The sequence below is a fragment of the Lacticaseibacillus absianus genome (genome assembly GCF_013407595.1).
GTDB lineage: Bacteria > Bacillota > Bacilli > Lactobacillales > Lactobacillaceae > Lacticaseibacillus > Lacticaseibacillus absianus.
The window spans coordinates 655,000-680,325 of record NZ_JABEKX010000001.1 but is presented as its reverse complement, the minus strand read 5'-3'; the positions used below and the strand labels follow the sequence as shown (position 1 = coordinate 680,325).

The window sequence follows — 25,326 nt, the reverse complement described above, 5'->3', positions numbered from 1 at the left end:
CCTCTCTATTTTTGAATGAGATCGAGGAGATGCTTCCCGCCAAGCGGGCTGTAGTCGCGCGGTGGGATGTTTTCGATCCGGATCCCTTTGGCGTCTGCATACTCCTTGAACGTGTTGAACCGGTTGCGCACTTGTGGTGCGACCAAGACGATGTCCCAGTCGTTGCCAGCGATCGCGTCCTGTGCTTCGCCAGAACCGACCGCATTAGCTTCAAGCTCAACGCCCGCCTTGTCTGCTTCCGCCTTCAACGCTTTTTCAACGATGGCACTCGACATGCCACCCGAACAAACGAACAGTACTTTCTTCATGACAATTCCTCCTTTGCAGCTTCATTTTTGATGAAGTCCCGGTACCAATAATAGCTATCCTTCTTGTACCGCTTATAACTCCCTTGCCCCTCGTTATCCGCGTCAACGTACACGACGCCATAACGCTTGGCCATTTCGCAACTTCCCGCAGAGACGATATCGATGATGCCCCATGCGATGTATGCCCTGACATCAACTCCTTCTTCCTTTGCTTTTAGGATTTCATCAAAATGCGCTTTAAAGTAATCGATACGGTATTGGTCGTGAACCGCGCCATCTGCTTCCAGCGTGTCGCGTGCGCCAAAACCGTTTTCAGAGATGATGACCGGCTTGTTGTACCGGTCGTAGACCTTGTGGAGCGTTGTCCGCATCCCCACTGGGTCGATCTGCCAGCCCCATTCGCTGGCCTTGAGGTAAGGGTTCTTCGTCGTGACGACCAGGTTGCCCGCAGTCTGTGATTGGTTCTCTTGGACCGTGCAGATCGAACTGGAATAGTAAGAGAACGAGACGAAATCACACGTATAGTCGCGTAGCAGTCGCTTGTCTTCGTCAGTGATCTCGAAGGTCACGTCGTGTTGATCAAAGAACGGCTGTGCGTAGTACGGGTAGTACCCCTTGGAGAGAATGTCCATGCAGTACCACTGGTTGATCTCCTCGTCCTTGACCAATTCCAGATTATCTTCCGGGCTTGGGGTCAGCGGGTAATAGCAGAAGCATGAGACCATCGCGCCGAATGTGCCCTTAACGCCAAGCTTGCGTCCGATCTGCACAGTCTTAGCGTTCGCCACGAACTGCCCATGCAGCGACTTGAATACGTCGTCGTAGTCGTAGCCTGCATCAGCCGGCTTGACGAGACTCACCCCGTTATACGGACTGAAGTATCCGGCGTTGATCTCGTTGAACGGCAACCAGTAGTCCACGATGTCGCCCCACTTGCCGAGGACGAACTCGGCGAAGTGGACATACAGATCGATCGTCTTCCGGTTGGTCCAACCACGGTACTTCTCAACGATCGCCAGCGGGATCGCGTAGTGGTTCATCGTGACGAAGATCTTGATCCCTGCATCGTGAAGCTTGTGCAGGATCGCATCGTAGTAGGCCACGCCTTTGGGATTCGGTTCCACTTCTTCACCCGTCGGAAACAGGCGGGACCAGCTGATCGACAGCCGGTAGACATCAAGTCCCAGTTCCTTGAGGAGCGCCACATCCTGTAACCCGTATTCGTAGCCCTTCGTGCCGACCCGGAACGGGTAGAACTGTTTGCTGTTTGGGTCTTTGGCCTCATCGATCAGCGCTTGGGTCAACAACCGCGTCTGGGTCGTCGCATTGCTGGTCCGCGGTAAGTATGGCCGACAGTCTTGCGTATCAAGGCCCTTCCCATCCGTGAACCCGCCCTCATACTGGCTCGCGGAAGTGGCACCGCCCCATAAGACTCTGCTCATCATAAAACCCCTTTCATTTTTGCTGAGTTCATCGTAGCACCTAAGAAATTACATTTCAACCGTTTATGTCATAAAATGAAACACAATTTCTTAATACGCCAAAATAAAATATTGGTCTGATTTTTCAGTGAAAATCAAAAACCGTTGTGCATTGACTGTTTGTACGTTTCGATCGCTTTCCTGGAGATGTTTACATTTTTGCTTGCATTGGTATAGTGCTTGCTGACAAAAGCATAGTAGACGATGTCGATCAGCATGAACTGCGCGTGGAGCGACTGGGTGGCCGCGATCCGCGTGCTGCTTTCCATCGGCTGCGAGGTCTGAACACTCACGTCCCCCAGCCGACTCAGCGTATTCGTGCCCATCTTGGTCGTCGTGATGATCGGGACCCCGGCTTCTTTGGCCAGCTGCGCCGCTAAGACGACCTCCGGCGACTCCCCGCTGTTGGAGACCAACCACAGCACACTGTCCTTGGGGTTGGTCGTCACGATCAGCGGCAGGATCTGGTTGGGGTCGTCACTGGCGACACAGGCATAACCGAGCCGGGACCACTTCTGGGCGATGTTCTCGATCACGAGGTAGGACGCGCCGACCCCAAATAGCAGGATCTGCCTGCATTTTTGAAGGCGCGTGATGACTTCTTCAACGCGCTCCGGTCGGATCTGATCCACGGTCTCCCGCAACGATCGCTCCGCGTTGTTCAGGAGCTTCGACTTGATCGCATAGAGGCTCTCATCGCGCTGGATCTCCTCATAAAGGGCGCTATCATTATCTACGGCCGTCAGATCAGCGGACAACTGCAGTTTCAGCTCGTTGTAGCCCCCGAAGTTCAACCGCCGGGCAAACCGACTGACGGTCGAGGCGCTGGTCCCCGACGCTTTGGCCAAGTCCTGTACGCTCATGTTCAGCACTTCATTCGGATGCGCTAAGACATAATCGGCGATCTGGTTCTCCGTCGTTGACAATTCGTGGCTTGCATTTTGGATATTGCCCCGTACACTCATGAGGGATCCTCTTCTCTAATTAGTTTTGGTTGGCGCGCTTGACGGCCTGCGCAATCCGACCACCGCAGGCATCGAGTAGCGCCTGCGCCGCATCGGCCCCTTGCCCCGTCAAGATCATCACGATCGCAAGTTTCGGCCGGTGCGCAGCACGTTCATAGTACGTTGCGGCTTCTTCAAAGCTGACGTCTGTTGCCGCCTGGATGATCCGCTTCGCGCGGTCGACCAGCTTTTCGTTCGTCGGCAAGACGTCGACCATCAGATTACCGTAAACTTTACCTGCGTTAATCATACTGGTCGTGGAGATCATATTCAAAACCAATTTTTGGGCAGTCCCCGCCTTCATGCGCGTCGAGCCGGTGACGACCTCAGGCCCGACAACGACTTCGATCGGCAGGTCTGCATGCTTACTGATCTCGGCGTCGGGGTTACAGCTCAACGCGCCGGTTTCCGCGCCGAGCGACCGCGCATAATCTAGCGCCCCGATCACATAAGGTGTCCGCCCGCTCGCGGCAATGCCAAGGAGAAAATCATTCTGCGCAAAGTGCCGTGCGATCAAGTCTTCACGCCCGAGTGCCGCGCTGTCTTCGGCGCCTTCGACCGCCTTGATCATTGCGCCTTCGCCGCCTGCGATCAGGCTTTGAAACAACTGCGGACTCACCCCGTATGTGGGCACGGTCTCAGCCGCGTCCAGCACACCGAGCCGACCACTGGTGCCGGCACCGACATAAAAGACGTGCCCGCCCGAGGCGATCGCTCTGTCGACAGCGGCCACGACCTGTGCGATCGCCGCCAGTACTTCTGGCTGCCCGATCGCCGCCGGGACTTTTTGGTCTTCTGAGTTGATCAGACGCAAGATCGCCTCAGTGCTCATCGTGTCCACGTTCATCGAACGGGGATTACGTTGTTCAGTTTCTGATTTCATTCACGCGTACTCCTTAGCTGAGTCAACTCATTTTGGAAAAAAATTCCAAGAATTGAATTGACACGTTGAAATAAAATTTCTTTCAGCTATAATTTACTCATGTAAGGGCTTCAAGTCAAGCCCCGGTCACGAATATCGGAACAATTCAAACCACGGAGGGACATTATGACATATCTGATCGGCGTCGATTGTGGCGGGACCCACATCGTCGGACAAGTTTGGGCGCCCGAGACGGATCAATTGATCCAATCGGTCACAGGCGGCCCAGGGAATGTGGTCTTTGATCCAGATGGGGCGATGGCCAATCTGACTCACGTCCTCGACCGATTGATCACTCCGCGCGAGCCCGGTGAGATCGGATTGATCCTGCTCGGGATCGCCGGGATCGAGACTTCCGGCAAACAAGCCGACGTCACAAGCGCGATCCAACGTCGCTACCAGATCGAGACGCAGGTGATCAGTGATGCGAAGCTAGCGCTGTTGAACGGCCTTCAAGGCGAAGACGGTGCGCTGGTCATCTCCGGCACCGGTTCAGTCGTCTACGGCCGCCAGCACGGTGAGTTCCTGCGCGTTGGCGGATGGGGCTACATCCTCGGTGATGAAGGCAGTGCGTATGACATCAGCAAGGCCGCCCTCAAACGTGTGCTTGACCAAGCGGATGCTGGCCAGACCGACGGCTTGACACTCGCCTTGCTCAAAGGCCTGAAGACCACTAGCATCGCCACGGCCGTTGCGACCTTCTACGCGCAGGATCGCAAGACCAATGCCGAACTCGCGATGATCGTCGCCGACTTGGCCGACAAGGGCAATCCAGACGCCATCGCGTTGCTCAAGTCCCGCGCCCGCGCGCTCGCGGGCCAGGTCCTCACCCTTTATGCGCGCTTCATCGGTCCCCGGCCCCAGCGGGTGGCGCTATCTGGCACGGTGCTCCAGCATAACCAGCTCGTGCGTCAGACGCTGATCGACGCCGTCCACCAGGTGGCGCCAGCGATCGAATTCATCGACATCCCGACGAACAATGCCCATGCCGTCGTCTTTTGGCCCAAGTGGCAACACGAATCCTAGGAGGTCCTGCCCATGACAATGCGTCAACTCGGGTTATCCATCTACCCTGATCACAGTGATTACGAAGCCGATCGCCGTTACCTCGACCTTGGCCACCGCTACGGCTTCACCCGGATCTTCATGAGCATGCTGGAGGTCGCCGGCACTGTCGACGAGACCAAGGCTAAGTTCCAAAAGATCGTCGACTATGGCAACACGCTCGGTTATCAGACCATCCTCGACGTCTCACCGCGCATCTTCGACCAGCTCGGCATCTCGTATTCGGATCTGAAGTTCTTCGCCGACTTGCACGTCGCCGGGATCCGGCTCGACCAGGGCTTCGACGGGGCGACCGAAGCGATGCTCTCTTACAATCCTGACGGGCTGATCATCGAGCTGAACATGAGTAACAACGTCGACTACCTGAACAACATCGTCAGCTACCAGGCCAACACCAGCTTCTTGTACGGCTGTCACAACTTCTACCCACAAGTCGGCACGGCGCTGCCCTACGACTTCTTCGTCGCCTGTTCCGAGCGCTTCCGCCAGTTCAACATTCACAGCGCCGCGTTCGTTGCCAGTCAGGTCGGCACGATGGGCCCGTGGAACGTGAACGACGGCCTGCCAACGCTTGAAGCCGACCGACGCCTGCCGATCGAAGTCCAGGCCAAGCACCTGTGGGCCGGGAATCTGATCGATGACGTGATCATCGGCAACGCCTACGCCAGCGAGGCCGAACTCGCCGCCTTGGCGGCCATCGACCGTTACCAGATCCAGTTTCACCTCGACTTTGTCCCAGGTGTCAACGACATCGAAAAAACGGTCGCGCTGACGCCACAGCACTTCCGCCGCGGCGACATCAACCCGAACGTGATCCGCTCCACCATGTCGCGTGTGACCTACAAGGCCGTGCCCAACGCCCCACACGATAACACAGACGAGTTCCAGGTCGGTGACGTCTTAGTCGGCAACGACAACTTCGGGATCTACAAGAACGAGCTGCAGATCGTCCTCGCCCCACACCGTGAGCCGCGTAAGAACAAGATCGGCCACATCGCCCCGGAGGAACTGATGCTACTCGAGTTCATCAAGCCGTGGAGCAAGTTTAAGTTCATCGGCTGAGCCGACACTTTCGGCCCCAGCGTGACGCCTTCACGCCGCTCTTTTCACCCACATCCCGCGCACAAAAAACAAAATGAGGGTTGACACCCACGCATCTCATGGTAAACTCATTACCAACAAACCAAAATGCAACGAGAAAGACCAGTAATCGCCCCAACGTTTTCAGCGAGCTTCGGTAGGTGTGAGGAAGCAGACGTGGGGTGGTGAATATCCCTTTCGAGCAGGGCGCCGAAACCAAGTAACGCGCCATGGGGACACCCATTATCGTGTACGCGTATCGCCGATCAGGCCGTACGTATTGAGACCGGCGTGGTGACGCGCCGGTGACGACAAGGTGGTAACGTGCACAGGCACCCTTGGATCCAATGGATCTGGGGGTGCCGTTTTTGTTGCAAAAAAAGGAGATGGTGACCAGATGGACAGTGACATTATACCGATTAGCCGCACACAGACACACACCATTTTCTGGAGGGATCATTCATGCCAACACTTGAAGAAAAACACTTGAGCACCAAAGAATACGTCGTCGTCGCCTCGATGCTGTTCGGCCTGTTCTTCGGCGCAGGGAACCTGATCTTCCCGTTGCACCTCGGCCAGCTCGCCGGGAGCAACTGGGTGCCAGCTGCCCTGGGCTTTCTCGTCACCGCGGTGGTCTTGCCGCTGCTCTCCGTCTTGGCGGTATCAGCGATGCACGCGGAAGGGGTCTATGACATCGGCCTGCCGCTGGGCAAATGGTTCGCCGTCTTGTTCATGGTCTTGATCCACCTGACCATCGGCCCGTTGTTCGGCACGCCGCGGACGGCAACGGTCTCCTTCACCACCGGGATCGCCCCGATGCTGCCGAAGGAGATGCAGACGGTCGGCCTGCTGGTCTTCTCCGCGCTGTTCTTCCTCGCCGCCTTCCTGCTCTCCTATAAGGAACAGCGGATCGCCGGGGCGGTCGGCAAGGCCCTGAATCCGGTCTTCTTAGTCCTGTTGTTCTTCGTCTTCTTCTTCGGCTTCACCCACTCGATGGGGAGCGCCGGGCGCCAAGGCAGCACGACCGGTTACGCCGCGTTGGGTGACAGCTTCTTCAACGGCTTTTTGCAGGGGTATAACACGATGGATGCGCTGGCAGGCCTGGCCTTCGGGGTCACCGTCGTCACCGCGGTGCGTGGCTTGGGCCTGCACCGACAGAGCAGCGTCGCCAAGGTGACCGCCAAGGCCGGGGTCTTGGCCACCGCGATGATCGGGCTGGTCTACCTGTTCCTGATCATCTTGGGCGCCCAGTCACTGGCCAACTTCAAGGTCTCCGCGGAAGGCGGCACCGCCTTCAATCAGATCGTCACCTTCTACTTCGGCAGCGCCGGTCACGCACTGCTGGCGACGCTCTTGACGGTCACCTGCCTGACCACCGCGGTCGGCCTGGTCGCTGCGTTCGCCCAAGACTTCCATAAGCACTTCCCGGCCCTCAGCTACGTACAGTGGCTGGTCCTGATGAGCTTCGCCAGCTTCTTGACGGCGAACTTCGGGCTGGCGACCATCATCGCCTGGTCCACGCCGATGCTGATGTTCCTCTACCCGTTCGCGATGGTGCTGATCCTGCTGTCGGTGACCGGGCGCCTGTTCCACCACGATCCCGTGGTCTACGGCTTCGTCGTCGGCTTCACCACGCTACCAGCGCTGTTCGACATGGTCGCCTCCTTCCCGGCGGTGGTCAGCCAAAGCGCGGTCGGCCTGGCGCTGACGCACTTCCGTGACGCCTACCTGCCGTTCGCCAGCCTCGGCATGGGCTGGGTCGTGCCGGCCGTCGTCGGCCTCGCCTTGGGGCTGGGCCTACATGTCGTTCGCCAGCGGCGCACCACTGAGGCCACGGAGACGAACTGACCGGCGTCCCACCCCAAAAGCCTTCGGGGACGCCGCAATGGTCACGCAAAAAGGCGCGCAAACGCGCGCCTTTTTGCGTGGTCGGACCGATTAGTTGCCTTTCGGCGGCAGACCGCGTACGGTGGAGTCAACGACTAAAAGGAGGTACGCCATGTCCCAACTGATCGCAACTGATGTCTACTATGATGAAGCGCATGCGCTGACCGTTGACCTCTACCAGCCGGCCCAGCCGGCCAAAGGTGGGATCGTGCTGATCCACGGCGGCGGCTGGTTCCAAGGTGACAAGCACAAAGACGCCGATTGGGCCGAGCGCCTGGCGCAAGCGGGGTACTTCGTGCTCGCGCCGAACTACCGGCTCGCCAAGGTCGCCCCCTATCCCGCCCCACTGGACGATATGGCGACCTTGTTGACCTGGTGCCGCACCCATGACCTGCCGTTCCCGGCGGCCCACCTCGCCGCGGTCGGCGCCAGCGCCGGCGGCAACATGGCCGTCGAGCTCGCGATCCGCTTCGGCCTGCCGGCAGTCTCGCTGTCCGGCATCCTCGACATCGCGCCGTGGCTGGCGGCACACCCCGACGTGACCCCACGCCCGCGCGATCCCGAGGGCGCAACACACGCCGCCAGTGCGACGATCAACCAAGGCGGTCGTGACCCCGAGTTCTACAAGTGGTTCATCACCAATTACCTGCCCGATCCCGCGCAGTACGCCGCGGCCACCCCTGCACCGCGCGTCACCGCGAAGACTGGTCCGATGTTTCTCGCCAACGCGCTGGCCGAATTCGTCCCGATGAGCGGCGTCTTGCAGATGGCCGCAGCCCTGGCAGACGCGCACGTGCCCTTCACGGTACAGGCGATAGCCGGTAGCGCCCACGGCAAGGGCTACCTCGACGCCGTGTTCGCCGACACGGTCCAGTTCCTGGACCAGACGCTCTTGTGACCGTCCCGAACCCAAAAGAGCAGTGCCGGTGGTATGCCCCAGGTCTGGCGTTAGCCAAACCCGGGGCACACCACCGGCACTTGCTTTTTTTGCAGAATGGGCTTCAGTTGAACTGGTACACGCGCTGCACGATGCGGTATGCGCGCACCGTCGTCGCCCGCCCGACTCGACCGGGGAGGTTCACAGCGCGGCCGATCAGCCCGTGGCGCAACTGCGTGTACAGCGTCGGGGCTTGCGCTTGGATGTAGCGCCACAGCGCCTGCTTCTTCTGCAGAGCGGCTTGGGTGTGCGCGCGCAGCAACAAGATCGAGGAGATCCCGGTAATGATCCCGAGGTAGCCGCGCATGTAGCGCGCCAGTGCGGGGTCGGTGACGGCTGCGGCCTGGTAAAAATCGACCATCGCGCGGTTGACGCGCAGCTGCTGATCGATCCGGCCGATCATCACGCTTTCGTTGACGGACTGATCGGCACGCCCGATGTAGTAATGGTAGAGGTCAAGGTCCAGATAGCGCATCTGCTTGACGTGCGGCAGCGGGTAGAACACGTACAGGTTGTCTTCGTAGAATGGTGTTACCCTCAAAAGTGAGACAGTGAATCTAGTATAATGACATCAAAGTATGATTACTGGAGGATCTGTTATGGCTAAGAAGTACAACCAAGATTTCAAAGACATGCTCATCGAACTACACGCTGCCGGCAAAGGACCAGGCGAATTAAGTAAAGACTACGACGTTCCCATCGCAACTTTGGGCAAATGGTTCACTGAGCATAAACAAGCATCGACCAAGGATCCTTCAAGTGCAGAATATGCGAAGATGCGAGCCGAATACCTTCAAATGAAGCAGGAGAATGAGATCCTAAAAAAAGCCTTGGGCATCTTCGCGAAACAAAGCAAGTGACGAACCGCGATTTGTATGCCTTTATTGAAACTCACGACTTCCCGATCGTCACAGCCACCGATGCTTTATCCGTACCACGAGGTTCTTATTATCGCTACTGCAATCACGAAGAAACGCCAACCGAGAAGCGTCGGGAAGAAATACGAGCACAACTACACGTCGCCTATAAAGCCGCAAAAGGCCGATACGGCGCACCCAAGCTCACCTTTATGATCAACCAACAACGGGAGGACCACGTTGGTCAAAAATTGATCCAAAAGCTCATGCGTGAAGAAGGATTGCGTTCGATCACTCGCCGAAAATATCGCGCAGCACCAGCAGCAAATCCAGTAGCTGAGCGGAACAACCTATTGGCACAAGACTTTAGTACAACAGCTATCAATCAGAAATGGGCCGGTGATATTACTTACGTTCAAACGGCGAAAGATGGTTGGACTTATTTATGTACCTTCATGGACTTGTTTTCACGCCGTATCGTCGGTTTTGCGTACGGCCGCGATATGACCGAAACCTTAGTTATTAAAGCATTTAGTAACGCATTGATTGATCGTAACGTCTTTGAAGGATTGACCGTACACACAGATCTTGGCAGTCAGTTTACCGGCGTTGCCTTCGAAGAAATCCTGATTTCTGTCGGCGCTAAGCACTCGTATAGTCGTAAAGCAACGCCGTACGATAATGCAATCATCGAGTCATTTCATGCCTCATTCAAAAAAGAGGAACATTACGTTTTCCCAGAGAATTACCGCACTTTTGAACAAGCACGAACAAACATCTTCGAATATATCGAGAAGTGGTATAACCGCACTCGGATCCATTCTGGACTAGAAATGATGAGTCCAGTTCAATATGAAATAACTCACTGGCATGGTCATGCGCTGAATTGTAACGCCTGACTATAAACTCGGAACACACAAATCAAATAGATTCACTGTCTCGAAACTTGACTTAAATCCAGAACGTGTGCGCCGGCAGCTGCAAGTGCGCGTCGCGAAGCATCGCGGTCCGGTAGAGCACCGCGTGCATCAGGAAGTACTTGCCCGCCGGTAGGTGCACCTGATCCCAGCCGAAGGCCCGGTCGGTCGGCAACAGCTGGTGGAACTGCATGGTCTTCTTATGCGCCGCATCGACCTTGTCATAGATGAAGTTGCAGATCAGCATGTCCAGCCCGTCGGTGTAAGCGGGGTCCGCCAGGTGCGCCATCAGCTGGGCCAAGGCGTCGGGGTCCAGCCAATCATCGGAGTCCACGACTTTGAAAAACCGCCCGGTCGCCACGGCCAGCCCGCTGTTGATCGCGGCCCCGTGCCCACCGTTGACCTCATGGACCACACGCACGCGGTCCGGTTGCGCCGCCGCGTAGTCATCCGCCAGCTGAGCGGTCTCATCGGTCGACCCGTCGTCGACGATCACGACCTCCAGCGCCGGTCCACCGGTCAGCAAAGCCTCGATGCAGTGCGCCATGTAGGCTGCGGAGTTGTAACACGGGACGACGACGCTCAAGAGTTTCATGTTGATTCCTACTTTCTAATTTAGCCACGTTTCCTATATTATTAGAAGTTTTGATGCTTAACAAGCGAATACGTGTAAAATAGATTGTAATACCTCAAGAGGAGCCTTCCACCATGACATACGACTACCTGATCGTCGGCGCCGGTCTGTACGGGGCGACCTTCGCCCAGCAGGCGGCAGCGGCCGGGCGCACGGCCTTAGTGATCGACCGCCGCTCGCACATCGCCGGCAACGCCTACACCGAGCAGATCGCCGGGATCGATGTGCACCGCTACGGCGCACACATTTTTCACACCAGCGACGACGCGGTCTGGGCCTATGTCCAGCGCTTCGCGCGGTTTAACCGCTTCACCAATGCGCCGCTCGCGAACTTCCACGGTCAGCTCTACCACCTGCCCTTCAACATGAACACGTTCCACGCACTGTGGGGCGTGACCACCCCGGCGGAAGCCGAAGCCAAGATCACCGCGCAGCGGGCGACGATGGCCGGCTGCACCCCGACCAACCTGGAAGAGCAAGCGATCGCGTTGGTCGGCACCGACCTGTACCACACGCTGGTGAAGGAATACTCCGAGAAGCAGTGGGGCCGCGACTGTCGCGACCTGCCCGCCTTCATCATCCGGCGCCTGCCGCTGCGGTTCACGTATGACAATAACTATTTCAACGACCGCTATCAGGGCATCCCCGAAGCCGGCTACACCGCGCTCGTCGCCGCGCAGCTCGCCGATCCGCGCATCACGGTGCGGCTGAACTGCGATTTTTTGGCGGATCGCGCTGCCTTGGTCGCGCAAGCGCGTCAGGTCATCTACACCGGCCCGATCGACGCCTACTTCGACTACACACTCGGTGCGCTGGGCTACCGCTCGCTGCGCTTCGAGACCGAGACCCTGCCGCTGGCGAACTACCAAGGTAACGCCGTGGTCAACTACACCAGCCACGCCGAGCCGTTCACCCGCATCATCGAGCACAAGCACTTCACCAACGTTACCACCCCGCAGACGGTCATCACGCGCGAGTACCCGCAGGACTGGCGGCCGGGCCTCGCCCCCTTCTACCCGGTCAACGACGCGGCCAACACGGCCCGCTACCAGCAGTACCAGGCGCTGGCAGCCCACGAGCCCAATGTTCACTTCGCCGGGCGCCTCGGGGCGTACCAGTACTACAACATGGACCAGGTCATTCGCACCGCCCTGGACGACTGGGCCCAAACTGCACCCGTCCACTGACACGACCAACGGCCTGTTTCCTCTGACCAGGAGGAGACAGGCCGCCTTTTTGGGTATCGTTGCTGCGGGGGTGCGCCGCAGCCCGGCGGGGCAGCGAAAGTGAGGTGGAAGACCGCCCGACCGGATGCGGTGCCGTTGGCTGCCACCGCATGGGCATAGAATAACACGGACGCCGTCAAAAACCTTGGATTTTGACTCGAGCCGCATCACACCGGGATTATCGTGTCATCACGCTGCAACGTGGCCAGACTGGCCGACAGCGGCAGCAACGCCCGGCTGGCCTGTTGCCAGACCGGCCACAGTTGGCCGTAGCGTGTGGCATCCGGACCGGGGCGGTACGTAACGCCGGTCGTCGGCGTGTGGGTCGTGACACCGAGCGCCTGCCACCCCAAGCGCGCGGCGCCCCAGGCCGTGCTCGCCAGCCCCGCAGGCAACGTGACCGGCTGCTCGAACACGTCGGCGAGCATCTGGCACCACAGCGGACTGTTGGCGAACCCCCCGTTGGCCAGCACGCGTGTCGGGCGCGTGCCCAGCGCGAGGACCAGGGCCGCGACGTCGCGCAGCGCGAAGACGACCCCCTCCATCGCCGCGCGGATCATCTCGGGCTGACCGTGGCGCGCGGTCAACCCGAGGTAACTCCCGCGGGCGTCGCCGGTCCATAGTGGCGCGCGCTCTCCGTTGAGGTAAGGCAGGAACAAGAGCCCGTCACTACCGGCCCGGGCCTGTGCGGCGCGCGCCGTGACGGCGTCGTAAGGTACACCGGGCATCAGCGTGTCGCGCACCCAGCGCAGCACATCACCGCCGTTGTTGATCGGCCCGCCAACCACCCACTGGCCCGGGGTCAGCGTGTAGGTGAACAAGCGCCCAGCCGGGTCAGCGGCAGACGCCGCCGTGGTCTGACGGACCGCGCCAGAGGTCCCGACCGTGACGACCAGATCACCGGGCTGCGCACCGACCCCTAGGTTGCTCAACACCCCATCGGAGGCCCCGACGATGCACGGCAGGCCCACCGGTAGGGCAAGGGCCGCCGCACCGGCCGGCGTCAGCGGCAGCGTCGCCGTCGTCTCGACCAGTCGTGGCAGCTGCGTCGCCGACACGCCCGCCAAGGCCAAGGCAGTCGTGTCCCAGTCCTGGGCGAGCCGATCGAATAGGCCGGTCGCGTTGGCCAACGAGGCGTCTTGCACCCACTGATCCGTCAGTTTGGCCAGCACGTAGTCTTTGATCCCGCAGGCCCACCGCGCGGCGCGAAGCTGCGCGGGCTGGGTCTGACGCCAGCGCATCAGCTTGGCCAGCGGCGTCATCGCCTGAAGCGGCACTCCCAACCGGTCGAACAGGGCTGCGGCATCTGGTCGCGCCTGCAGCGCCGTGGCGGCGGCTTGGGCGCGGTTGTCCGCCCAAGTCAGCAGGCGCGTCATCGGGCGACCGGTCGGATCGACCAGCATCAGGCTGTGCATTGCGGCCGAAAAGCTCACCCCGGCGATCAGCGCAGGCGGCACTGCAGCAGCGACGGTGCGCACACCCGCTTGGACCGCGGCCCAGATCGCCTCCGGGTCCTGCTCCGCCATATCCGGCTGGGTCTGGATCAGCGGGTAGCCGTTATTCGCGCTCGCCAGGACCTGCCCCGCGGCGTCGAACAGCACGACCTTGGTACTCGTGGTGCCGATGTCGACACCGATCATCACTTTAGTCATCATTCCATCTCCTGACGCCAGTATCACCCATAACCCAGCCCGCCGCAATGCTTTTTGGCCCCCACGTGTCAGCTTATCGGACCGGATCGCTTGCCGAACGCCGCGCTTTGGGCTAGGCTTAGGGTTCGATCAGCCACACGCGACAAGGAGGATGACGGCATGACGATCAACTGGACCGAACTCGGTTTCGACTACATGGAACTGCCCTACCGCTACGAGGCGCACTGGCGAGACGGCGCTTGGGACGCTGGTGACCTGGTGCAAGGCAACCAGCTCACGCTCAGTGTCGGCAGCCCGGCGCTGCATTACGGCCAATCCGCCTTCGAGGGGCTCAAGGCGTACCGAGCGGCCGACGGCACGATCAACTTGTTTCGCCCGGACCAAAACGCCAAGCGCCTGGCCAACTCGGCTGCACGCCTGCTGATGCCGGCCGTCCCCGAAGCGCAGTTCATCGCCGCGGTGCAGGCCGTCGTCGCCGCGAACCACGATTACGTGCCCCCTTACGGCAGCGGCGCGACGCTCTACCTGCGCCCGCTGCTGCTCGGTGTCGGCGATAACATCGGCGTCGCACCAGCGCGAGCGTACCTCTTCACCATCTTCGCGATGCCGGTCGGGGCCTACTTCAAGGGCGGCCTGGTGCCGACGCGCTTCGTCGTCGCCGACCGCGCCGACCGAGCGGCCCACTACGGCACCGGTCAGAGCAAAGTCGGCGGCAACTACGCCGCGAGCCTTCAGGCCGGCGCCGCCGCCCACGCGGCCGGGTACGGGGACGCGATCTACCTCGACCCGCTGGAACACCGCTACATCGAAGAAGTCGGCTCGGCGAACTTTTTTGCCGTCAGCCAGGACGGGACCACGCTGGATACGCCGGCTTCCCCGTCGATCCTGCCCAGTATCACTAAGTACTCGCTGCTCGACTTAGCCCGCACGCGACTGGGCCTCAATGTTCGCGAGACCCGCATCCCCATTGACGGGCTGGCGCGCTACCGCGAAGCCGGGGCGTGCGGTACAGCCGCGGTGATCACCCCGATCGCCAGCATCACAACTGGCACTGAGACCCACCGCTTCGGTGATGGCACCACCGGCCCGACGACGCGCGCGCTATACCGTGAGCTGACCGGGATCCAGTTCGGCGATCGGCCAGCCCCGACCGGGTGGCGCGTGCCGGTCCCAGTGTGACCCAGCAAAGATAGATCGCGGGCCAAAATAAGATAGATGACAATCCCCCGGTTCAGATTGTATGGGCTTACAATCTGTGCAATAATTCACTTGTACTTGTCATCACGCAAGCAGACTTTTGAGTAAAGGGGTCAATCTAAATGAAGCATTACATTGGGATCGCCGGCACGAACTCGCGCCACTCCACGAACCGTCAACTGTTACAATTCATCCAGCGTCACTACGCGCCATACGCAACGGTCGAGCTCGTCGAGATCGATGACCTGCCACTGTTTTATAAGACGAAAGATCACAGCATCCCCGCCGCCGCGACGGCGCTGGCTGAGAAGATCGACGCTGCAGACGGCGTGATCTTCGCCACGCCGGAGTACGACCACGCAGTGCCGGCCGTCTTGAGCTCTGCATTGGCCTGGCTGTCGTATCACATCAGCCCGTTCGCGGGCAAGCCGGTACTGATCACCGGTGCCTCTTACGGGGCATTGGGCACGTCCCGGGCCCAGGCGCAACTGCGCTTGATCTTGGAGTCCCCGGAACTGGACGCGCGCATCATGCCTAGCGCTGAGTTCATGGTCGGCCACTCGCTTCAGGCCTTCGACGACAACGGCGACCTCAAGGATGAGACCCTGGTGCGCCAGCTCGATGGGTTGATGAAGGACCTACAGATCTTCGTCGATATCAACACACAACTCGTCCACTCGCTGAACGCCGAAGCGGCGGACTGGGACGAAGGAACGGAGGAATAACCATGAAATTAGTCGCGATCGCCGGCTCCATCGCCGATGACTCTTATAACCGCAAACTCGTCACCTTCATCGCCAGCAAGTACGCAGACCTGGCGGACATCGAGATCTTGAGCATCAACGACGTCCCGATGTTCAACCAGGACGACGACCAGACCCAAAGCGCGCCGATCCAGTACCTGACCCACAAGATCGAAGCTGCCGATGGGGTGATCCTCGCCACGCCGGAGCACAACCACACCGTGGCGCCGGCCCTGAAGAACGTCATCGAGTGGCTGTCTTTCAACGTCCACCCGTTCACCAATAAGCCGACCCTGATCGTCGGAGCCTCCTACTTCACCCAGGGGTCCTCGCGCGCCCAGCTCGCCTTGCGCCAGATCCTCGAAGCCCCAGGCGTCGGCGCCTTGGTGATGCCAAGCGACGAGTTCCTGCTCGCCGACGTCCGCACCGCCTTCGACGACCACGGCAACCTGAGCGACGAGCGCACCGTCAAGTTCCTCGGGAGCGTGATGGCGAAGTTCGTCCGCTGGGTGTCGGTGCTCGCCTCGATGCAGGAGAAAACGCATACCGAACCCTGGCGGCAAGAGGATCTGGACGCCGGGCGTCCGGTCGACACCACCATCGACGTGCCAGCCGGCGCCGAGGACTGGGTCGAACAGGGCGCCGCGAAGACCAACGCCGCCTCCGGTCAGGATTACGTGAAACTCGACCGCGGGCTGTTGACCGTCGACCAGCTCAACTGGTTCCTCAACACATTCCCGATGGAAGCCACCTTCATGGATGACAATAACCAGTTCATCTACTACAACCACTTCCTCGACCACGACGACATGCTGGCCCCGTGCTACCCGAGCCAGGTCGGCAACGCCGCGGCGATGTGCCACCCACAGCGCGCGCAAGACCACGTTAAGCAGGTGATCTGGATGCTTCGAAGCGGCCAGACCGACCGCTTCGCGATGCCGGTCCCGGGCAACAAGGTCAACGCGAAGTGGATCATGCACTACTACCAGGCGATGCACGACGCCGACGGCAACTACCGTGGCGTCAACGAATGGGTCCTCGATACGTGGCCGATCGTCGCCGATTACCTGAAGCGCACCGGCCAGACCCTGGTCCAAGCCCCAGGTGCCCAAGCCGACGCGACGACCGGTGCCTCCGCGCACAGCAAGCCGGAAGCGCCGACCACCCCGGACGCCGATACCGGCGCTTCTGAAGCGAAGGCGGCCACCCCGCTGGTCCCACCAGTCGCCTCGACCCCTGATGCCTCTACTGGCGCGTCAGAGACCAAGGCGGCAACGCCGTTGGTCCCACCAGTCGCCCCGAGCACGCCAGACGCCGACACCGGCGCCTCTGAAAGCTAAACTGACGCCTGCACAAGCCCAAGGCCTTCGCCTCGGGCTTGTTTTGGCCCCACGCCCTGAGTCGATGCGCCCACAACCGACCGGTGTCCATGACGGCCGTTGGTTTCCCCGGCCACTGCGTGCTACACTGGACCTGTTGTTCATCGCTTTTCGGCAAAGGAGCTTGCGCATGATGACCCCATTAATGCAACTGACCCAGTACTGGCAACATCAGCTCGACCGGGCGACCCATGACGTGCGCGCCTTGCAGCGCGCCCAGACCCAACTGGCGTCCGTCGACGCGCTGCAGCTGCGAGGGACGCTGCTCAAGACCTACGCCCATCAGATCACCGGGCGGCCTGATCACGTGACCCTGCCGGACTACACGACGGCGCGACCGCTCACGATCCCCTTAGACCCCGCACTGACCGTGATGGCCAACGCAGACGCCTACTTCGCCCGCGCGCACAAGGCCAAACGCGGCCAGGCCACGGTGCAGACCAAGCTGGCTGCGGCGCAGGCCCTCCAAGTCGACGCCCAGGCCCAGCTGACGGCGTTGTCCGCCGCCACCCCCGACCAGCTCGACGCCATGGTGCGCACATTGCCAGCCGACCACGGGCTGACGCCGGCGGCTCCCTCGGTGGCCCCAGCGCGGCCGCGGCGCTTCTGGACCGCCGATCACGTCCTCGTGGAAGTCGGCAAGAACAGCCGTCAGAATGACCGCCTCACCCTGACCGCCCCGAAGACCGACACTTGGCTACACGTCCACGACCTACCTGGGGCCCACGTCGTCTTGCACAGCGCCACGCCAAGCGCACAGGCGCTACGCGAGGCGGCGAACCTCGCCGCTTACTTCAGCAAGGGCCGCGGCGACCGCCCAGTCCCGGTCGACATCCTCAAAGTCGCCCAGCTTCAGAAGCCGCGCGGTGCCAAACCGGGACTCGTCACCTTCGCCGGCCGGGCCCGGTCGCTGACCGTGCGGCCCGACCCAGCCTTGGTGCAGCGATTGGCAGAGGCTGCGGCCGACGCGCTCAGTCCAGATGATTAACGCCACGTTAATTTAGTCACATCCGATCTGATACCATCACCACCTCAACCCAAACATCCCGATGATCATGGTGTTCTGCCACCACGATCATCGGGATGTTCGCATCTTTAGGGCCCCTCGTCACCAACGCCAATAGCCGGTTGAGTCGATCGCACCGTCGCCGCCCCCTATCCGTCGATCGGCTTGAGACGACAGGCCGCGCGTCACCTGAACCGCTCAGGCAAATACTTGCGCTCCGCCGCCCGTCTGGCGTCGACCGCATCCTCAAAGTTTTGAAACGACTTATTCAGCACCAGCTTGCCGGCCTTCATCATGCGTGCGACCCACTTCCCCGAGCCTTTATCGAAGGAGACCCCCAAGACCCCTGAACGATTGCGCCGCCGGATCTGATACGCAACGAGCGGGACGCCTGACGCGTCAAAGAAGCCCGACGTGTCACCCATGTGAGCACTGGTCTTCGGATTGCTTTGAATCCGCTGCTTGGATCTTTGCCGGCGCAAGCACCCACAACTTTTCGCGAAGCCCGCCTTGAGCGTCTGGACATCGATCGTTTTTTGGTTGCCACAATCACACTGACAGCACCACAGCGCGTTGCCATTCTTTGCCAGCGTGCCGGCGCGGTGCAGGACGACCAGGCGACCGAACCGCTGACCCGTCAGGTCGATGGCCTTGGGGTGTCGCTTGAGGCAACCGCAACTGCGCTTGCGCCCCGCAACCAGCGAATAAGTGGCCACGATCGTCTCCTGCCCACAATCACAGCGACACAGCCAGCGCGACGGCTTCCGCGCGGACTCGAGCGCCGGTCGCAGCACAACCAGCCGGCCGAAGCGACAGCCAGTCAAATCTGTCCATGCTCTCATCACTTAACCCTTTCTTGCCCAACGCCCCCACGCGCGGGACCGGTCCCATCACGACCCGGTGGGGTGACGCCAACTCAATGCTTGTCTTGGCTGACGGCGACCCCACCCTGGGTGAGGTAACCATCGAAAGTCTGGACATACCCCGCAAACTGCTTCGGCCATTTGTTCCAGGGGGCCCGGGGTGACTTGTCCCGCTGCTTGACTTGATCGATGACGCGCAACACCTGTGGCCAAGCGGCGCGGTGTTGCGCCAGCAGTTGTTGCAGTTCATCCAACAGCGCTTGCCGCCGGCTCGTCGGGATCCCCGCCATCTGCGTATAAAACCGGATGAAGACCCGGGCGACCGCATTGTCATACACGTCCTGGTCGTACGCCTGCAGTTGGTGCAAATACGCCCCGATCATCCTGAGCCAATCCGGACTCAAGTCAGGCGTTGCAGGGGCCATCACTTCCGGCGAAACGTTACGGTGCGTAAAGCGCGAGTAGAAGATCTCGTCAACCGTGGCGCGTTCTCCCGCCAACTGGGTCAACACTCGGCTGAAGAGCTCATCCGAATAGGGTGGCATGACCGCCCACCGTTGCTTCGTGCGCGCCAGCAGGTCGCGCTTCACACAGGTGCCCCGCATCGTCGTCAGATCCTGGCCGACCTTGTAGACCGTCTCACGCTTACGGGTAATGTCTTGCGCCAACACGAGGCCTGAGAGCAGCTCCGCCTTCGGGTGTGCCGTGATCGCCGTCGTCAGCGATTGCAACACACTCGTCTGATTCAGCATGCCATCCGGCCCCATGAAGAGCAGGTACTGCCCGTCTGACAAGTCGATCCCACGATTGAATGCCGCTTCCCATGCCAGCACCTCCTCGGCGTCAACATAGCGAATGTTGAGATTGGAAAAAAGCTTGAACTGACCCGGATCAGACAGGCGGTACCTGCCGTTGTCGATCAAGACGACCTCAAGCTGATCAAACTCGAACCCCATCTGGTTGTTGATCGAAGATAAAGGAATCGCGAGCGTTTCCTCCTGTGCATCGTTGACGACGCAGATAATGCTGATCAAATGAGCCATTTGTCCTGTCCTCCTTATTGGACATCTCCAGTGACGTCTGAACGATCAGACGCAAACAAGCTACACAGTCGCTGCACCTCGAGTGCGACCATGCAGCTTGTCTCTCACGTCCAGTGATCAGGTGCGCCGCTTAGTACAGCGAATCACCGTCTTCGTCTTGGCGCTTGCGCCGAGCAACGCCGAACGCGGTGATCGCAGTCGCGATCGTCAGGCCGACCCCGTACATTGCGAGCTTCGGGCTAGCCTGGTCGCCCGTCTGAGGGAGCTGCCGCGTCTTTTGACGGTAAAGGGCTGTTTGGTCGCCCACTGCCGCCGCGATCGTCGGCTGCGGCGTGATCTGCTCGTTATCCGTTCCGGTATTACTCAGATCAGTGAGCGTATCCGTTCCGGTCCCCACCACGTTGCGGATTGGGGTGAGGGTGGTGTCACCGTCATTGCCGTTGTTGTCGCCGTCGTTGCCGTTGTTGTCGGTGTTGTCGCCGTCGTTGCCGTCGTTGTCGGTGTTGTCGCCGTCGTTGCCGTTGTTGTCGGTGTTACCGCCGTCGTTGCCGTTGTTGTCGGTGTTACCGCCGTCGTTGCCGTTGTTGTCGGTGTTACCGCCGTCGTTGCCACTATTGTCAGTGTTGCCATTGTTGATGATAATGATGTGCCCACCATTATTGATCACGATGTCGCCATCTTGATCCTCATCAGTCGTCGCTTGATCATCACCATCATTGTGGTTGATGTTGACGTTAATATTGATGTTGGTATTCTCAGTACTGCCGTCCTGACCGTCCCGGCCGTCAGTGCCATCTCGGCCATCCTGGCCGTCAGTGCCGTCTTGACCGTCCTTACCGTCAGCACCATCTTGACTGTCCTGGCCGTCAGCACCATCTTGACCATCCTTACCGTCAGTGCCATCTTGACCGTCCCGGCCGTCAGTGCCATCTCGGCCATCCTGGCCGTCAGCACCATCTTGACCGTCCTTACCATCAGCGCCGTCTTGACCGTCCTTACCGTCAGCACCGTCTTGGCCATCCTGGCCGTCAGCACCGTCTTGACCATCCTGGCCGTCAGCACCGTCTTGACCATCCTGGCCGTCAGCGCCGTCCCGGCCGTCCTGGCCGTCAGTGCCATCTCGGCCGTCAATACCATTCCTACCATCAGTCCCATTTTGGCCATCGACACCGTTCTTGACGATGTAATCAACGCCATTGAGCGTGAAGATCCAGCCATCAACGTTGCCATCGGTATCGTAGTCCGGGGCAACGGTTGGCGTCTTGCCATCCTTAGGCGCCGCCACGGTGCCAACTGGTGTCTCGGACCCATCGTCGTTGGTGATGTAGAACTCGTAAGCGGTTGTCCCATCTTCGTTGGTGACAGCCTTGACCTGTGGCGTCTGACCATCGACCCCATCCCGGCCGTCGGTGCCGTTGTGGACAGTGATCACTTGCGGCGCTTCATCGCTGCCTGGGGTGGTAACGGTGATGATGGTGCCAACCGGATTGCCGGCCTGATCTAACTCAGGCGTCGTGGTGATCACCGGGGTCTTCCCGTCCTCACCGTCTTGGCCGTTCATCACGGTGGCAACGGTTTTGCCGTCGGTGGTGATGTTATAGCCAATGATCCGGCCATCCTGATCCGTGATCGGCGTGAAGATCGGTGTTTTGCCGTCTTCACCATCAACGCCGTCACGGCCGTTTTTGAGTTCGCCTACTTCTTTACCATCAACTGTGATGGTATACCCGATGACATTCCCGGCATCGTCTGTTGCCGGCGTGATGACTGGCGAGACACCGTCAGCGCCGTTCTTACCTGGGGCGCCGTCTTGGCCGTTCAAGCCGTTGAGGATCGTGCCCGATGGCTTACCATCAACCAAAATGGTGTAGCCGATCACGTCGCCGTTGGCGTCCTTGATCGGGGTCGTGGTGACAGTTGAGCCGTCCTTGCCGTCGGTCCCGTTCTTCAGCGTTGCAACAGGCTTGCCATCGATTGTCAGGGAGAAGGTGCCATCGCCGTTGTCCACGACTTCAGGCGTCTTGCCGTCCTGACCATTGGTGATGTTGAACACCTGTGGTGCCTCATCCGCGCCCGGTGTCGTGATGGTAACGGTTGTGCCGATCGCATTGCCGGTTTCATCGAGCAATGGCACGGTCGTGATGACAGGCGTCTTCCCATCCACACCGTTCTTGATCTCTGCCACCGGGTTGCCATCAAGCGTGACGGTGTAGCCGGTGACATTCCCGTTCTCGTCGGTCGTTGGGGTGAAGACTGGGGTCTGGCCATCATCCCCTTGGTCACCCTTGACACCATTCAGGATCGTGCCAGACGGGGTCCCGTCTACGAGAATGGTGTACCCGACCACATTTCCTTGGGTATCCTTGACCGGCGCCGTGGTCAGCGTCGAGCCATCCTTGCCGTCGTTGATGACCTGCGTGTGGATCGAGCCGTCAGTACCACTGATCGTCACAATCAGGGTGTGTTGATCGCCATTGTCATCGGTGAACCGCTGAGTCTGAATCGTGTCCCCGTTGGCCCCGTCAGCGCCATCGACTCCATTCGTCCCGTTGGTCCCTGCGCGGCCATCATTGACAACGACCTGCTTGATCTTGCCATCCGTCCCACCGATCGTGGTGATCAGCGTGTGCCCGTCACCGTTGGCGTCCGTGAACTTCGCCACCTTGACGGTATCTCCGGCAGTGGCAGTCCCGCCTTTTGGTTCAGCGTCAAAAATCAACCAGACGTCCTGCCCATCGGAGTTGAACTCGGCGTCAACACCCGTGCCGTCTTGCACGCCGTTGATCTGGTACCCATAGGTGTCATCGATCGCGACAAAATGAAGCTTCGTCGTGTCCAGTGCGCCATCGCCATCGCTCAGCGCATTGCCATCAATATCGGTGATCGTGGTTTGCCCATCGCCGTACTTAGAGAAACCGGCAATGTAGGCCTGTAAGTCTGGGACATAGTCGTCACCATACTCACCAGTAATGGTTTCATCTGGCAGCAGCTTCACGCCGGTTGCACCTTGATAGACATAGTGCACATTGACGGTGCCGGTCATCTTCGCGTAGGTAAAATCGCGCGCGACGGTGCTATTGTCAGCCGTGACCGTAAGCGCCTGGTTGTCCGCAGCGACTTCGCCATCATCAACTTGACTGGTTGCACTCATCGTGTAGCCGGTCGGCGTCTTGTCATCGGCTGCACCGACAGTCACCGAGGTATCATCGGAGGTCGACACCCCGTCAGCGTTCGTCGTCCAGCCAGAGTAACTGTAATTGTCCGCCACCGTCGGGTCCGCACTGGCATCCTTCAGCGTGGCCGTGCGGTAGAACGTCGCCACAATCTTCGTTGCTGTCGTGTTCACTGGGCCGCCGTAGGTATCGACTTCGGTGACCGTGTGCGTCAGCACCAGATTATTCGGGTTGTTCGCCGGCGTGTAGGTGACCGGCGTCCACTGAATGGTCCGAACCACTTCGGTATTGGCATCCTGGCCATTGAGCGTCACATCGTCGTTCGTCTTGGCCGTCTCGGTACCATCGATAGCCGTGTTGAGGTACGTGGCCTTCAAGCCTTCAGGGTTAGCGAAGTAGCCTTGGTTCAGCGCCTGCATGACGCCTTGCTGGTCATCTGCGGAACGAGAAACGCCGTCTTGTTGGGTCGTCCAGTCGGTGTAGATCCAAGCGCCATCAGTTGCACCTGTTGCGGTCCGATAAAACGCGACTTGGCTGACGTTTTTGTTGGTGCGCAACACATTGCCAGCCGCATCGACGTAGTTGACCGTTTCGGTGACGACCTTCTTGAGGTCTGAATCAGCTGGGTTGGTGACGGGGGTACGAGTGACCGGGGTGTAGGTGATGGTATCCGTCAGGTCGGTTGGGTTCCCGTCCGCGTCAACTGCACTCGCTTCTGCCGTGCTCGTCTTGTCGGGAGTGGCATACTTAACGATTGCTGCATCTTGTTCTGGGTATGAGGCCGTTTCCGGGGTCCGAACCGTCGTGGTGGCCTTAGCCTTGGCATCATCGTATCTAATATCGTACGCATCACCCGTTGCGGGAACAAGTTCACCATTGGAAAGCACCGGTTCTCCGTTGTCATCCAGCTCGGCCGCCAAGAATCCAGTCCCAGTTTGCTGATACGAGAGTGAGCCTGTTCCTGCCGCAGCAAAACTAAGCACATCGTCAGTATCGGACTGAAGCTGCCACGTTAGCGGCTGTTCCACACTGTCCGCAGCCTTGGTTCCATCCTGGTACTGATAGTTGATCGTTCGAGTAGTCGTCAGTGTCTGCTCGCTTGTCGTGTGCTTATGCTTGAGTTCTATCGTATACGTTTTGCCTTGCTGCTCGTCCATTATGTTTTCAATGTAATATTTGTTGCCTTTACTATCCGTAATGAGCTGGGCTTCCGCGCCGTCACCATCTTGACTGATCTTTGAGGTATCAAATTCATAGAGATCTAGAAATTCCTTAGTCTCTATTCCGTTGAAAATGGTAATGTCACTATCGCGATTTGTATATTCCCAACTAGCTTTTTGCTGGAATGTCCCAATTACCGCGTTATTATTGTCTTCATCAACAAACTTGAGCCACGCATAGCCATCGTTTGCATCCGCCGAAGATGTCTCACCAGTGGTGGTCACGGGCGTGCTTGCAACGCTAGCGGTCGATGTCGTTTTAGCCGTTTGGGCCTGATCGGCGGTAGCAGCTTCAGTTGTGGCCTGTTGAGTTGACGTGTTAGCGGCCGCGGAGACCGGGGTCTGCACGCTTGACTTTAGTATGACGCTCTTTTGCGCAGTCAATGAAGCAGTCGAGCTGGTATTTTGATCATCCGTATCCGTGGTAGTCGCCGCGGAGACGTCATTTTGTTTGGTGCTCAAGGCGCCTAGGCCTAAGCTGGCAAGGACTGTCCCAGCGATAAGCCAGTTCTTCCCTGCTTTATATAATTTGAAATGTTTCTTCATGTCGTATGTGTCGCGGACAAACCGTTCGTGTGCTTTTACCACTTTTTTTGACATCTTTAGCCTTCCTCTCCCTTACTACCTGTAACGCGTCTACATTAACTAATCTTTGATAATGGCGTAAACGTTTCGGACTAAAGGCTCAAAAAGTGGGAAATTTATACACAGTTTCTCTGAATGGCGCCAAAA

The 25,326-nt window shown here is 59.4% G+C and carries 21 protein-coding genes and 1 pseudogene; 11 read left to right on the top strand and 11 right to left on the bottom strand.

Annotated elements, in window-relative coordinates:
- Nucleotides 1–5 precede the first annotated feature (5 nt).
- The 4 genes from HII33_RS02740 to murQ form a co-directional block, all read right to left on the bottom strand.
- The gene (locus tag HII33_RS02740) at nucleotides 6–308 is read right to left on the bottom strand and encodes a PTS sugar transporter subunit IIB (RefSeq protein ID WP_179394264.1); all 303 of its coding nucleotides are present in this window, start codon (nucleotides 306–308) and stop codon (nucleotides 6–8) included.
- Entirely contained in the window at nucleotides 305–1,750 is a 1,446-nt protein-coding gene (locus tag HII33_RS02735; protein WP_179394263.1) for a glycoside hydrolase family 1 protein, read from the bottom strand. The genes HII33_RS02740 and HII33_RS02735 overlap by 4 nt, the downstream gene beginning before the upstream one ends.
- A gap of 134 nt (nucleotides 1,751–1,884) precedes the next feature.
- A complete protein-coding gene (locus tag HII33_RS02730) occupies nucleotides 1,885–2,754 on the bottom strand; it encodes a MurR/RpiR family transcriptional regulator (protein ID WP_179394262.1) in 870 nt (289 codons plus the stop codon).
- 19 nt (nucleotides 2,755–2,773) lie between these two features.
- Entirely contained in the window at nucleotides 2,774–3,676 is a 903-nt protein-coding gene (gene murQ / locus HII33_RS02725) for an N-acetylmuramic acid 6-phosphate etherase (RefSeq protein ID WP_179394261.1), read from the bottom strand.
- A 165-nt stretch (nucleotides 3,677–3,841) separates the two neighbouring features.
- Between murQ and HII33_RS02720 the strand changes: the two genes are divergently transcribed.
- The 4 genes from HII33_RS02720 (at nucleotide 3,842) to HII33_RS02705 (ending at nucleotide 8,645) form a co-directional block, all read left to right on the top strand.
- On the top strand, nucleotides 3,842–4,741 hold the full coding sequence (locus HII33_RS02720) for a BadF/BadG/BcrA/BcrD ATPase family protein (RefSeq protein WP_179394260.1): 900 nt from the start codon (nucleotides 3,842–3,844) through the stop codon (nucleotides 4,739–4,741).
- 12 nt (nucleotides 4,742–4,753) lie between these two features.
- Nucleotides 4,754–5,842, top strand: a complete 1,089-nt coding sequence (locus HII33_RS02715) for a DUF871 domain-containing protein (protein ID WP_179394259.1) — start codon at nucleotides 4,754–4,756, stop codon at nucleotides 5,840–5,842.
- A 480-nt stretch (nucleotides 5,843–6,322) separates the two neighbouring features.
- A complete protein-coding gene (brnQ, locus tag HII33_RS02710) occupies nucleotides 6,323–7,708 on the top strand; it encodes a branched-chain amino acid transport system II carrier protein (RefSeq protein ID WP_179394258.1) in 1,386 nt (461 codons plus the stop codon).
- Between the two features lie 151 nt (nucleotides 7,709–7,859).
- Nucleotides 7,860–8,645, top strand: coding sequence for an alpha/beta hydrolase (locus HII33_RS02705; protein WP_179394257.1), 786 nt, complete (start codon nucleotides 7,860–7,862; stop codon nucleotides 8,643–8,645).
- Nucleotides 8,646–8,748: 103 nt separating this feature from the next.
- On the opposite strand, the gene HII33_RS02700 is transcribed toward HII33_RS02705, so the two are convergent.
- Nucleotides 8,749–9,225, bottom strand: a complete 477-nt coding sequence (locus tag HII33_RS02700; protein WP_179394256.1) for a hypothetical protein — start codon at nucleotides 9,223–9,225, stop codon at nucleotides 8,749–8,751.
- 58 nt (nucleotides 9,226–9,283) lie between these two features.
- Between HII33_RS02700 and HII33_RS02695 the strand changes: the two genes are divergently transcribed.
- Nucleotides 9,284–9,544, top strand: a complete 261-nt coding sequence (locus tag HII33_RS02695; RefSeq protein ID WP_179394255.1) for a transposase — start codon at nucleotides 9,284–9,286, stop codon at nucleotides 9,542–9,544.
- Nucleotides 9,541–10,440, top strand: a complete 900-nt coding sequence (locus tag HII33_RS02690) for an IS3 family transposase (RefSeq protein WP_179394254.1) — start codon at nucleotides 9,541–9,543, stop codon at nucleotides 10,438–10,440. The genes HII33_RS02695 and HII33_RS02690 overlap by 4 nt, the downstream gene beginning before the upstream one ends.
- Before the next feature lie 52 nt (nucleotides 10,441–10,492).
- Here the strand turns inward: HII33_RS02690 and HII33_RS02685 are convergent, their stop codons facing one another.
- Nucleotides 10,493–11,053: a glycosyltransferase family 2 protein gene (locus HII33_RS02685; RefSeq protein WP_179394253.1), complete on the bottom strand. Its 561-nt coding sequence runs from the start codon at nucleotides 11,051–11,053 to the stop codon at nucleotides 10,493–10,495.
- Between the two features lie 113 nt (nucleotides 11,054–11,166).
- Between HII33_RS02685 and glf the strand changes: the two genes are divergently transcribed.
- A complete protein-coding gene (gene glf / locus HII33_RS02680; protein ID WP_179394252.1) occupies nucleotides 11,167–12,279 on the top strand; it encodes a UDP-galactopyranose mutase in 1,113 nt (370 codons plus the stop codon).
- Between the two features lie 206 nt (nucleotides 12,280–12,485).
- On the opposite strand, the gene HII33_RS02675 is transcribed toward glf, so the two are convergent.
- Nucleotides 12,486–13,973 (bottom strand): gluconokinase, encoded by a 1,488-nt coding sequence (locus tag HII33_RS02675; protein WP_425483978.1) that lies wholly within the window; start codon nucleotides 13,971–13,973, stop codon nucleotides 12,486–12,488.
- 51 nt (nucleotides 13,974–14,024) lie between these two features.
- Here HII33_RS02675 and HII33_RS02670 point away from each other — a divergent pair, with 51 nt between their 5' ends.
- The 4 genes from HII33_RS02670 to HII33_RS02655 all read left to right on the top strand — a co-directional run bounded on the left by HII33_RS02670 (nucleotide 14,025) and on the right by HII33_RS02655 (nucleotide 18,277).
- Nucleotides 14,025–15,149 carry a branched-chain amino acid aminotransferase gene (locus HII33_RS02670; RefSeq protein ID WP_343036824.1) on the top strand — a complete coding sequence of 375 codons (1,125 nt, stop codon included), beginning with the start codon at nucleotides 14,025–14,027 and terminating at the stop codon, nucleotides 15,147–15,149.
- Between the two features lie 140 nt (nucleotides 15,150–15,289).
- A complete protein-coding gene (locus HII33_RS02665) occupies nucleotides 15,290–15,892 on the top strand; it encodes an NADPH-dependent FMN reductase (RefSeq protein ID WP_179394249.1) in 603 nt (200 codons plus the stop codon).
- A 2-nt stretch (nucleotides 15,893–15,894) separates the two neighbouring features.
- Nucleotides 15,895–17,250 (top strand): NAD(P)H-dependent oxidoreductase, encoded by a 1,356-nt coding sequence (locus HII33_RS02660; protein ID WP_179394248.1) that lies wholly within the window; start codon nucleotides 15,895–15,897, stop codon nucleotides 17,248–17,250.
- Nucleotides 17,251–17,419: 169 nt separating this feature from the next.
- Nucleotides 17,420–18,277, top strand: coding sequence for an NFACT RNA binding domain-containing protein (locus HII33_RS02655; RefSeq protein ID WP_179394247.1), 858 nt, complete (start codon nucleotides 17,420–17,422; stop codon nucleotides 18,275–18,277).
- Between the two features lie 203 nt (nucleotides 18,278–18,480).
- Here the strand turns inward: HII33_RS02655 and HII33_RS02650 are convergent, their stop codons facing one another.
- The 4 genes and pseudogenes from HII33_RS02650 to HII33_RS13980 all read right to left on the bottom strand — a co-directional run.
- Nucleotides 18,481–19,011, bottom strand: a complete 531-nt coding sequence (locus HII33_RS02650) for a hypothetical protein (RefSeq protein WP_343036823.1) — start codon at nucleotides 19,009–19,011, stop codon at nucleotides 18,481–18,483.
- A 200-nt stretch (nucleotides 19,012–19,211) separates the two neighbouring features.
- Complete coding sequence (locus HII33_RS02645; RefSeq protein ID WP_179394246.1) at nucleotides 19,212–20,201, bottom strand: glycosyltransferase family 2 protein; 990 nt, start codon at nucleotides 20,199–20,201, stop codon at nucleotides 19,212–19,214.
- A 130-nt stretch (nucleotides 20,202–20,331) separates the two neighbouring features.
- A complete protein-coding gene (locus HII33_RS02640) occupies nucleotides 20,332–24,531 on the bottom strand; it encodes a mucin-binding protein (protein ID WP_246287255.1) in 4,200 nt (1,399 codons plus the stop codon).
- 501 nt (nucleotides 24,532–25,032) lie between these two features.
- Nucleotides 25,033–25,140, bottom strand: a pseudogene (locus tag HII33_RS13980) (KxYKxGKxW signal peptide domain-containing protein); the annotation flags it as partial.
- Nucleotides 25,141–25,326: the final 186 nt, after the last annotated feature.